This window comes from Streptomyces sp. AHA2 (assembly GCF_036857595.1).
Classification (GTDB): domain Bacteria; phylum Actinomycetota; class Actinomycetes; order Streptomycetales; family Streptomycetaceae; genus Streptomyces.
Genome location: NZ_JAUQWJ010000015.1, coordinates 25,785 through 36,647 on the forward strand (window position 1 = coordinate 25,785; position 10,863 = coordinate 36,647).

Sequence of the window (10,863 nt, forward strand, 5' to 3'; positions counted from 1 at the left end):
AGGGGAAAAGCAGTGCCCGAGGTGTGGGCGAGCCCGGAAGAAGAAGGAACTCGAAAAGGGGGCCGACGACGTGGAGAAGACCGGCATGGACGCGGACGTGGTGGTCGCGGGCGCCGGGCCGACCGGCCTGATGCTCGCCTGTGAACTGCGCCTGGCGGGCGCCGAGGTGGTGGTCGTCGAGCGGCTCGCGCAGCGCACGGGCGAGTCGCGCGCCGGCGGCATCCACTCGCGCACGCTGGAGGTGCTGGACCAACGCGGCGTCCTGGACCGTTTCCTGGCTGAAGGGGCGCTGCAGCCGGTGGGCCACTTCTCCGGGCTCTACGTCGACTTCGACGAGTCCGAGTCCCGCCACCCGTATCCGTTGATGATCCTCCAGTCCGCCGTCGAGCGGCTGCTGGAGGAGTGGGCGAGCGAGCTCGGCGTGCGCATGCGCTGGTCGTCGCCGGTCGTGGGCGTGCGTCAGGACGACAGCGGCGTGCGGGTCGAGCTGGGCACGGACGGCGCCCCGCTGCGCGCCCGCTACCTGGTGGGCTGCGACGGCGGGCGCAGCACCGTGCGCAAGCTGGCCGGCATCGGCTTCCCCGGCACCGGGCCGACGATGACCGCGCTGATCGGCGACGTCGAACTGCCCGACCTGCCCGAGGACTACGTGTGGGTGCGGCGCCGCCCGGCCGGCGACTACTCGGCGATCGCCTTCGAGCCCGGCTGGTACCGGGTGATCACCTCCGAGTACGACCGTGTGCCCGGCCGCGACGAGCCGGTGACGTTCGAACAGTTGCGGCAGTCGCTGGTGAGGGTCGCGGGCACCGACTTCGGCATGCGCAACCCCCGCTGGGTCTCCCGTTTCACCGACGCCGCCCGGCAGGCGGACCGCTACCGGCAGGGCCGGGTGCTGCTGGCGGGCGACGCGGCGCACATCCACTTCCCCGCCGGCGGCCAGGGGCTGAACACCGGTGTGCAGGACGCGGTGAACCTCGGCTGGAAGCTCGCCGCGGTGGTGCGCGGTCAGGCGCCGGACAGCCTGCTGGACAGCTACCACGCCGAGCGGCACCCGGTCGGTGAGCGCGTGCTGCACAACACCCGTGCCCAGTCGGCGCTCGTGCGCCCCGGTGCCCAGACCGACGCCCTGCGGGAGGTGTTCGGGGCCCTGATGGTCTTCGACGACGTCAACCGGTATCTGCGTCACCTGCTCAACGCGCTGGACATCCGCTACCCGTCGGGCGGTGACCACCCGCTGGAGGGCCGCCGGGTCCCCGACGCCGGGCTCACCGCCTGCGGCGGCGCCCGTCGCGTCCACGAACTGCTGCACGCCGCCCGGCCCGTCCTGCTCGACCTGCGCGGCAGCGCCGAGGTGGCGGCGGCCGTCAAGGGCTGGGCCGATCGCGTCGACCTGGTGGAGGCCCGCAGCGAGGAGGCGCACTGGCTCGTCCCGGGCATCGGGGAGATCGAGGCGCCCGACGCGCTGCTGGTGCGCCCGGACGGCCACGTCGCGTGGGCCGCCGCTCCCGGTGGTGACCCTGACCTGCCCGCACTGTGCACGGCCCTGGACACCTGGTTCGGTCCGGCCCTGCGCGGCTGAACGTCCCGCCCGCAGCACGACGTGGACACGGTGGACCGCAAGGGGCGGGGTCCTGGTCGGCCTTGCTGCGGGTGGAGCGGGCGGTGACCGCGACCAGCGACGTCTCCTGGCCCTGGTCGTTGACGTAGGCCTCACGGCGCTGCGCGCTCCACGCCGAGGCGCCGCTGTCTCGGCCAGGGCACCATGTGGTCGATGTCCAGGCCGGAGGCCGAGGTGACGGTGACGCCGTCGTAGTAGGAGAACCAGCCGCCGCCCTCAATGCGGCAGCCGGCGCCGACGGTGGGTGACTCGAGGGCTGCGCGCAGGAGGACCTCGGCGCGGGTGTGGCAGCCATCCGTCGGGTCCTCGCCGGCGTTCCAGTGGCGGAAGCTGTCACGGGTGTATCCCTCACGCGCCTCCGTCCCCAACGGCAGCCGCTCGACGGTCAGAGGCAGTGACTCGGCGGCGTGGGCGGGTGAGGAGATGGTGGTGGACAGGACGACGAGGGCGGCGGCCAGGCCGCGCAACATGAAGGTGACCATGCAGTCCTGATAGCGGCGGCCGAAGGGGCGCTGTCGGCGGATTCCTCCGCGCGCCGCCCGTGTGGGTGGAATGATCACAATGGGACGCGCCCGGCAGCTGGTGCGCCGCCCTGAACGCTGCGCCGTGCCTCGTTCGAGTAGCACCAGGACGAGGCGGTGAAGTGGCGTCGCATTCCGGCACGCCAGCTGGCGTCCGGCAGCGCTGCGGGAGTAGACCGACGAAAGGAAACCCGGCGTGCGCAAACTCGTCTACTACATCGCCAGCACTCTCGATGGCTTCATCGCGGGCCCGGACGGCGCGGACCCCACCGGCCCGAACGGCTTCTGGCCCCTGCCGGAGGACTACATCCAGCACCTCGTGACTGAGTACCCGGAGACGCTGCCCGTGCAGGCCCGACAAGCCCTGTCCGTCACAGCGGCAGGCACGCACTTCGACACCGTGCTCGCAGGCCGACGCACCTACGAGATCGGCCTGGCGGCCGGTGTCACCAACGCATACCCCCACCTGCGTCACATGGTCTTCTCCCAGACCCTGACCGACGGACCGGACCCGGCCGTCCAGTTCGTCGCCGACGATCCGGTGGCGACCGTGCGGAACCTCAAGCAGCAAGATGGCAAGGACATCTGGCTGCTCGGCGGCGGCGAACTGGCCGGCTCCCTGTACGCCGAAATCGACACACTGATCCTCAAGGTCGCCCCGCTGACCATCGGCGATGGAATCCCTCTGTTCTCCCGCAGGTCTGCTTTCGACCCGCGCACCTGGACACTCACCGACCACACAGCCCTCGAGAGCGGCACGGCGATCCTGACCTACACGCGCGTCACCGGCTGAGCCCTCCGGGTACACCGCGCTGCGTGAGGCCGGCGCGGGCGCGCCATGGGTCGCTGCCAGTGAATGCAGCGGGGAACAACGCGAACCGGCGGTGTGGGGCTGGCGTCGCCCCTGCGGCATGACGACGTAGAACCAGGGGCCGCTCGTGGAGGACTTGGCCGTGTGCTGTAGGGCGTCGTTGCAGGTGTAGGTCGTGCCGCGCGGGCAGCCCTGGTCGGTACAAAGGTGAGGCGGTCGACGATGGCCGCGCAGAGGCGAGGGTCGGTGAAGGTCTTGGTCCAGCCTCCTTCCGGGCCGCGACGTAGTAGCGGACCATCCCGTGGGAGACGTCGGCGCCGTGTTCCTCGACCAGCCGGTGGAAGATCCGGGTGACTGTGTGCCGCTGCTTACGCGGCGCGTCTAGGGCTTCTCTTATGGATCACGTCGGGCAAGCCGTGGACCGTAGGATCGGGGTCCGTTGCTGCGTGAGGGGACTGGATGGTGGAGACTTCCTCGGCTTCAGGCGATGTGCTGGAGCCGATCAAGCAGCACCTGCGAGACCCTTCCTATGACGTCGACGTGGGTCCTGGCTGGCGGCAGTTGGTCTTTGAGTGCCATCAGGCGGTTGTCGCGGAGTTCCCGGAGTACGAACTCCTGGCCGTGAAGCAGAAGTGGGGGGCTCTGGCCTTCCAGGCGTTCCCACGACCGTGGAAGCCTGGCGGCAACTGGACAGATGCGGAGCACTCGCGCCTCCATGCTGTCACTGATGCGTTCGCTGACCGTAGTGAGGGTATCTGTGAGCGCTGTGGTGCCGATGGCTCACTGCGTGAGAGCCGACGGGCTCACCTCGTACTGTGTGATCGGTGTGAGGCGCTCGTTCCGGAGCATGGTCGTGTCTGACCGGTGCTGGTTGCTTGTCATCGCGCAGACCAAATGAAGATGCCTGCCAGATGGAGCCCGGCGAGGTAGACAGTGGCGGTCTTCTCGTAGCGGGTGGCGGTGCCCCGCCACTGCTTGAGGCGGTTGATGCACCGCTCGACGGTGTTCCGCTGCTTGTAGGTCTCTCGGTCAAATGCGGGTGGCCTGCCGCCGAGGCTGCCGCGTCGTGCGCGGGACAAAGGCCAAGGGTCGGCATCGACCATCGGCGGCCAGGTGCACCTTCGTAGTCAGGCCGCCGCGCGACCGGCCAACTGCATGATCGTCCGGCTCGCCGGCTGCGGCCCCTTTTTGCGGGCCCCCGCAGCATGTTGGTGAGCACGCACGATGGTGGAGTCCACCGCGACGACCCAGTCCAGGTCTTCCTCCCCCTCGGCCTGGGCGAGCAGACCGGTGAAGACGCGCTCCCAGGTGCCGTCGATAGCCCAATTCCGCAGCCTGCTGTAGACACCCTTCCACGAACCGTACTGATCAGGCAGGTGCACCCATTGGGAGCCGGTCTGGAACTTCCACGCAATCGCATCGATCACCTGCCGGTGATCACGCCACCGGCCGCCGCGCTTCGGCGTCCGGTCCGGTAGCAGCGGCTCAATCCGCGCCCATTGGGCGTCACTCAACGGCACGCCTGACCAACGATCCGATGATCCGAGAGAAACGCCCTAGTAGTGCTTCGTTAGGTTCTGGATCTTCTGGTCGGCAGGGGTCGGTTGCAGGTGGTGCAGGTGCCGGTGCAGCACCTCAGTAGGTCCTGGAGGGCATCGAGGACCCAGTAGAGGGTCAGGCCGGCATCTAGGCTTTTGGGTCGAGCCGTCGCAGGGTGAGGAAGCGGTTCGGCCCAAGCAGCAGCGTCGACCGCGAATCGCGGAAGCTTCTGCGCAAGCTGAGCAGCGAGGACGAGTGGGGCGACGCCTTCCGGTAGGCCGTGATCGGCAAGGCAGCGAACGGTGCCCCGGCCCGGCCGACGCAGGAGTCCCGCAACTTCTACGAGGAGGTGAATGAGCTCCACAAGCTCGCCGTCCTCCTCACGCACGGGTACTCCACCGAGCTCTATAACTACGAAGAGGTGCAGAGTGGCGGCTTCTGACCTTGAGCCACGGGCGGCGGATCGGGCGGTGCAGCGCTCACGAACTGCGCGTTCCGGACATTGGCAGGTTGGCCTGCGGATTCTGGGTTCAGAAACAACCCTGCGCTGCCTACCGGGCAGGCGGGACACCGCACGTCCTGACACACCGCAGGTGGTCCCCGCTGTGGAGGCGCGGGAACCACCTGTTCTGCGCGCTCCTGCACAGCGCCCAACCAAGGACTGGACGTGTCAGCCCGTCTCAGCCCTGGTCTTTCTTGGGCCGCGGCGTCGGAGGCGACAGCAGGACACCGCCCGCCCCTGCCTGCAAGGCAAGAACGGAGCATTCGCGCGTGTCGCGGTACACACCTTCCGCTTCCACACAGTCGAGGGCCGCCTCGACGTCGGCAGCCGACAGCTTTTGATCTTCTGTCGAGGGATCGATGAAGGACATGCCATCATTCCCTTCGTAACCGGGGTGGGACCTTCCATTACCAGTCCAGCCCAATCCGGCAATAGTTGCAAAACGCTTGAATACTGGACTTAGTTGTCGTCTCCCCATCGGTCCACTTGGGGCGCGGCGTGGAAGGGATCGGGGTATGACGTGGTCGTTGCCTCAGCCGATGCTCACGGTGGCCGTGGACAGTCGTCCTGCCCGCCGGGTACGCGGCGGACCCGAGTGAGACAGCCTCCGCGCGCAGCTGGCCGTGCAAGCCGGTGGGCGGGTGCTGCCGCGCTCGCCAGGGCACGGACATGACCGGCTCGTTTCCTGAGATCCGGGCCGCCGCCCTCGCCCAGCTGCCGGTCGATACCGGCATCGATGGCAAGCTGTCGACTACGGCAGCATCGCTGAACTGGTCGGGAACCCCGAAGCCGCCGAGAGCGAGGACCTCGACTAAGAACTCGCCGGGCTGCATCCCCCCGACCGTGGCGAGGAGAAACATCCGGACTGGCCTTGTTACCGCTGCGGAGGCGGCCTCCGTACTGGCACGGGCCGCTGATGACTGTGAATGGAGTTTTGTTCGGCCGGCCACGCGCACTGTCCCGCCAGCCGCGCCTTCATCCGCTGGTACCGCGATACCGACCGCGCCTCGAAGGCCCTGCGTTGATGCGTCGGAACGCTCACTGCCAGCGTTGCAGATCCTTGCGCAGGCGCTCGCGGGGCTATCAGGTAGCTACTCAAGGCTGTGCCCTGGCCCACCTGGGTACGGCTTGGGCTCTTCAGGCGGGCGCAGGACGCAGCTGGTTGGGGTTCTCGCGTCCTCCTGGGACGCGGATGATGACGACGAGGCAGGGTTCCTGCTCGTCGGGACGCTGGACGGGTTCGAGGTCCGCCCGCTGCTCAGCGGTCAAACGAGGGGCCGGCGGCCGGGCACCACGGCCGATGACATCCCTAGGTCGGCTACGTAGCCGATGCGCGGAGCGTCCGAAGCTTCGTCCTCACCTGTCCTGAGCCGAGTCCATGGCTGTTCTGCGAGAACTCACCACCGATGCACATGGACTCGTAGCTTCCGGCCGCGCCGGTGCAGGGTGACCCGACGGCCACCGGACTGCGACGGCCGGTGCACGACGACCAGCGCTCTGTCCACGCCATCTGCTCGGCAATCCGCGGCATGGTGCGAGCCGCACACGATCGTGGAGTCCACCGAGACGACCCGGTTCAGCTCCAGGTCGGGGTCGGCCTGTGCCACAAGCGCCGTGAAGACCCGCTCCCATGTGCCGTCGGCGGACTACATCCGCAGCCGGTTGTAGACGCCCCGCCAGTTGCCGTACTTCTCCGGCGGCTGGACCCACTGTGCCCCGGTCTGAAACTTCCAGACGATGGCGTCGATCACCTCTCGGTGGTCTCGCCATCGGCCACCCCGCTTCGGTGTCCGGTCCGGCAGTAACGGCTCGATCCGCGCCCACTGCGCGTCAGTCAACGGCACCCCCGGACAACGAGCAGACGATCCGAAAGGAGCGGCTACACGCAGCCGGTGGCATCGGTAGCGACGGCAGCCGTCCACCAGGAGGTCACTTTGGCAGCCATCGCTTCCGGCTCTGACGGAAGGGGGGTGAGACCGAAGTGATCTACCAGCTCATGCCGCAGGAACTCGCCGATCTCCGCTTGGCGGTTGCATGCCTTGGTGAGCGACCTGCCGGCCCGGGTCGGCGCCGGCCGCACACGGGCCCTCCCTCTCCCGGCGCACGGCCTCCCCTCACCGGGCGCCGGGCCCGTTCCGCCGCAGCTCACACGCTTGCACATGGCGCCACGGTGATGCCAGCATGACGTCATGGACCTCTCGCCGTATGTCGACACCCTCCGCCGTGAGCTCGCGGTGGCCGCCGAGGCGGGCGGGGAGGAGGCCCGTGAGCTGGCCCGCCGGCTCACCGCACCCTTGGAGTCGGCGGCCCGGCTGACCATGCTCGGCGTGCTGTCCGCCGCGATGGACGAGGTGACCCGCGAACTCGCCCCCGGCTCCGTCGACGTACGGCTGCGCGGGCTCGATCCGGACTTCGTGGTGACCCCGGCGCCCCAGGGGGTGCCCGTGGAGCCCTCACCGGCCGCGCCGGCCGGCGCACCGCCCGAGGGCGAGGAGGGCGGCACCGCCCGCATCAATCTGCGCCTGCCCGCCCACCTCAAGTCCCGCGCCGAGGAGGCGGCGTCGCGTGAGGGCCTGTCGGTCAACGCGTGGCTGGTGCGTGCCGTGTCGGCGGCGGTCGACGGCGGCAGCCGACCGCGCACGGCGGACCGGTCCGGCACCGTCGGGCAGAGCTTCACGGGCTGGGTGCGCTGAGCGCGCCCCCACCCCGCCACGCCACCCACCCCCACCAGACGGGACTGCGATGCCCACCTTCGACACCCCCGGGACGCTCTCGGTCACCGCGCGCGTGGAGGCGGGGTCGGTCCAGTTCACCGCCGGAGACCGGGCCAGGACCGTCGTCGGGGTACGGCCCCGCGATGCGGACAGGGACCTGGACGTCCGCGCGGCCGGGCAGACCGAGGTCGTCTGCGCGGGCGGCGTGCTGACGGTGCACACCCCCAGGCCGGGTCTGTTCGGCCGCACCGGCACCGTGGACGTGACCGTCGAACTGCCCGCGGGCTCGCGCGTGGAGCTGACCGGCGCCTGGACGCAGGTGTTCGGTGAGGGCCGGCTCGGCGAGGTGACGGTGCGGACCTCCTCCGGTGACGTCCGCCTGGAGGCCACCGGCGCGCTGACGGTCACCGCCTCCCACGGCTCGGTCACCGTCGAGCGGGTCGAGGGAGCGGCCGCGATCAGCACCAGCTCGGGCAGTGTGCGCGTGGGGCTTCTGGACGGTCCCGCCGTCGTGAAGAACTCCCACGGCACGACCACCATCGGCGCGGCCACCGGCGAGCTGCGGGTCAGCGGTGCGCACGGCGACATCGACATCGCCCGCGCCGAGGACTCGGTCACCGCGACCACCGCGCACGGCACCGTGCGGCTGGGCGAGGTGGCCCGCGGCACCGTCCAGCTGGAGACCGGCACCGGCGCCATCGAGGTGGGCGTCCGGACCGGCACGGCGGCCTGGCTCGATGCGCACTCCGGCTCCGGGCAGGTGCGCAACGCCCTGACCGCCACCGGGCCGCCGCAGGCCGGTGAGGACACCGTCAGGATCCGCGCCCGCACCCGCCACGGCACCATCGACGTGCACCGCGCCCGGCCCTGACCGTCGTCGGCCGGCGCCGCCTCAGGGGGCGGTACGGGTCCAGGTGACCGGCAGCGCGTGGACGCCGTAGATGTTCATGTCGGTGCGCAGCGGCACCTCGTGGGCGGGGACGGCCAAGCGCAGGGTCGGGAAGCGGCGCAGCAGTCCACCGAAACCCGCGCGCATCTCGATGCGGCCCAGTTGCTGGCCCAGGCACTGGTGGACGCCGTGGCCGAAGGCCAGGTGCCCGCGGGCCTTGCGGCGCACGTCGAGGGTGTCGGGGTCGTCGAAGCGGCGGGGGTCGCGGTTGGCGGCCAGCAGGGAGACGACGACGGTCGATCCCTTGCCGATGGTCTCGCCGCCCAGCTCGAGGTCCTCGGTGGCGAAGCGGTAGAAGATGTCGGCGACCGACAGATAGCGCATCAGTTCCTCGACGGCGTCGGGGATCAGCTCCGGCTCGGCACGCAGGGCCGCCGCCTGGTCGGGGTGCTCCAGGAGCGCGAAGGTGCCCAGCGCGAGCTGGTTGACGGTGGTCTCGTGGCCGGCGAGCAGCAACAGGAAGGCGCAGCCGGTCAGTTCCTCGACGGTGAGGTCCTCCTGGCGGGCCAGGTCGGACAGGATGTCCTCGCCGGGCTCGGCGCGTTTGCGCACGACCAGTTCGGCGAGGTAGCCGGTCATGGCCCCGTAGGCGGCCATCTTCTCGTCGAAGACCTGGTCACGGACGAGGAAGGTGGCGGTGTTGGTCTGGAAGGCCGCCCGGTCCTCGTAGGGGACGCCGAGCAGTTCGCAGATGACCAGCGAGGGCACCGGCAGCGCGAACCGCTCGACCAGGTCGACCGGCGGGGTCAGCCGCGCCATGATCTCCAGCTGCGCCTCGGCGATGTCGGCGATGTGCTCCTGCAGCTCCTTCATCCGCCTGACGGTGAAGGCCCCGGTGAGCCTGCGCCGCAGCCGGGTGTGGTCCGGGGGGTCCATGGCGATGAACATGCCGGGGATCTGCGGGGAGGGTTCGGTGGGCACGGGCATGCCGGGCACCTCGTAGGGCACGTGCAGCACGCCGAGGTCCTGGCGGGAGCTGAAGCGGGTGTCGGCCAGGAGCCGGCGCACCTCCTCGTAGCCGGTGACCAGCCAGCCCTCGTGTCCGTCGGGGAAGAGCAGGGGGCTGACCGGGCGGGCCGTGCGCAGCTCGGTGAGGGCGCGGGGCGGGTCGAAGGGGCCCGCGTCGCGCTCCGTGGGCAGGCCGTCGGGGACGGGAACCGTCTGGCTCATCGGGTTTCCTCTCGCAGCACGGCTGGGGCACCGGCCGAAGCCGGTGCTTCCACCATGGCACACCCGTGATGCCAACTAGAGCCATTCTGGCCCCATCGCGCACCGCGCCGGGACCAGCCCCGGGTTCGCCGTACGGAAACCCGCAGGCCAGGAAAGGGCCCCGGCCCCCGACCAACATGTCCTGATCTCGGCGGTGGCGGGCGGCTCACCGGCCGGGGCGGGACGGAGTTCGTCCGGTCAGGGGCGGGACGGACGGAGTTCGTCCGGTCACCGCGACAGGGTTCGCCCACCACCGGCCCGCACCGCGCCCCGGGCCTCGATCACGTCCAGGACCCGCGGGCCGAGGTCGACCAGGTACATGTGGTCGCCGGGCAGTTCGACATAGGTGAAGGCGGCCGTGGTCGCCGCCTGCCACTGCCTGGCCTCCTGCGCGGTGACCAGGCCGTCCCGGTCGCCGCGCAGCGAAGTGATCGGCACCGGCAGCGGCTCGTCGGTGCCGGGCACGTAGGCCTCGTGCATCTCGCAGTCGGCCTGGAGCGTCGGCAGGATCAGTTCCCGCATCTCGGGGTGGTCCAGGGCCTCGTGCCGGAAGCCCGCGAACTCCTCGACGCGGGCGAGGAACTCGTCGCCCTGGAGGCCGGCCGCGCGCCGCTCGCGCTGCGTCCACGGCCCCGGCGAGCCGCTGACGACCAGCCGCTCGACGGGCACGCCGCGCTCGGTCAGCAGGTGGGCCAGTTCGTAGGCCAGCACCGCGCCCAGGCTGTGGCCGAACAGCACGGTCGGCGTCCTGGCACCGAGGTCGGCGACGACCCCGTCGATCTCGCTGCGGGCCGCCTCGACGACGTTGCGGTACGGCGTCTCCAGCAACCGCCGCTCCCGTCCGGGCAGTTCCACCGAGGTCACCCGCCAGCGGCCGGCGGCCAGTTCCCGCCACGGGTGGAAGAACGAAGGCCCCGCCCCCGCGAACGGTACGCACAGCAGCGCGGTCCCGTCCTCCTGTCCCGCGGACACGCCGGGATCCCTCACTGAGACCAACTCC

The 10,863-nt window shown here is 70.5% G+C and carries 9 protein-coding genes and 2 pseudogenes; 5 read left to right on the plus strand and 6 right to left on the minus strand.

Translation table 11 applies throughout. The features are described from left to right. Positions 1 to 85: 85 nt before the first annotated feature. The gene (locus Q5694_RS25815; protein ID WP_443040943.1) at positions 86 to 1,579 is read left to right on the plus strand and encodes an FAD-dependent monooxygenase; all 1,494 of its coding nucleotides are present in this window, start codon (positions 86 to 88) and stop codon (positions 1,577 to 1,579) included. A gap of 28 nt (positions 1,580 to 1,607) precedes the next feature. Here the strand turns inward: Q5694_RS25815 and Q5694_RS25820 are convergent. Further along, positions 1,608 to 2,100: pseudogene (locus Q5694_RS25820) on the minus strand (HNH endonuclease); the annotation flags it as partial. A gap of 235 nt (positions 2,101 to 2,335) precedes the next feature. Here Q5694_RS25820 and Q5694_RS25825 point away from each other — a divergent pair. Then, positions 2,336 to 2,932: a dihydrofolate reductase family protein gene (locus Q5694_RS25825; protein WP_333935751.1), complete on the plus strand. Its 597-nt coding sequence runs from the start codon at positions 2,336 to 2,338 to the stop codon at positions 2,930 to 2,932. 896 nt (positions 2,933 to 3,828) lie between these two features. Here Q5694_RS25825 and Q5694_RS25830 read toward each other — a convergent pair. Beyond that, a pseudogene (locus Q5694_RS25830) lies at positions 3,829 to 4,470 on the minus strand (IS5 family transposase). A gap of 299 nt (positions 4,471 to 4,769) precedes the next feature. On the opposite strand from Q5694_RS25830, the gene Q5694_RS25835 reads away from it, so the two are divergent. Continuing rightward, entirely contained in the window at positions 4,770 to 4,931 is a 162-nt protein-coding gene (locus Q5694_RS25835; protein ID WP_333935752.1) for a hypothetical protein, read from the plus strand. Positions 4,932 to 5,169: 238 nt separating this feature from the next. On the opposite strand, the gene Q5694_RS25840 is transcribed toward Q5694_RS25835, so the two are convergent. Both Q5694_RS25840 and Q5694_RS25845 read right to left on the minus strand, forming a co-directional pair. Beyond that, complete coding sequence (locus tag Q5694_RS25840; protein ID WP_333935753.1) at positions 5,170 to 5,361, minus strand: hypothetical protein; 192 nt, start codon at positions 5,359 to 5,361, stop codon at positions 5,170 to 5,172. Between the two features lie 1,276 nt (positions 5,362 to 6,637). Beyond that, positions 6,638 to 6,913 (minus strand): transposase, encoded by a 276-nt coding sequence (locus tag Q5694_RS25845; protein ID WP_333935754.1) that lies wholly within the window; start codon positions 6,911 to 6,913, stop codon positions 6,638 to 6,640. Positions 6,914 to 7,180: 267 nt separating this feature from the next. On the opposite strand from Q5694_RS25845, the gene Q5694_RS25850 reads away from it, so the two are divergent. Beyond that, entirely contained in the window at positions 7,181 to 7,684 is a 504-nt protein-coding gene (locus Q5694_RS25850; protein ID WP_333935755.1) for a toxin-antitoxin system HicB family antitoxin, read from the plus strand. Between the two features lie 49 nt (positions 7,685 to 7,733). After that, on the plus strand, positions 7,734 to 8,576 hold the full coding sequence (locus Q5694_RS25855) for a DUF4097 family beta strand repeat-containing protein (protein WP_333935756.1): 843 nt from the start codon (positions 7,734 to 7,736) through the stop codon (positions 8,574 to 8,576). Between the two features lie 21 nt (positions 8,577 to 8,597). On the opposite strand, the gene Q5694_RS25860 is transcribed toward Q5694_RS25855, so the two are convergent. Then, positions 8,598 to 9,824, minus strand: a complete 1,227-nt coding sequence (locus tag Q5694_RS25860; protein WP_333935757.1) for a cytochrome P450 — start codon at positions 9,822 to 9,824, stop codon at positions 8,598 to 8,600. A gap of 267 nt (positions 9,825 to 10,091) precedes the next feature. Continuing rightward, the gene (locus tag Q5694_RS25865; RefSeq protein WP_333935758.1) at positions 10,092 to 10,835 is read right to left on the minus strand and encodes a thioesterase II family protein; all 744 of its coding nucleotides are present in this window, start codon (positions 10,833 to 10,835) and stop codon (positions 10,092 to 10,094) included. Positions 10,836 to 10,863 lie beyond the last annotated feature (28 nt).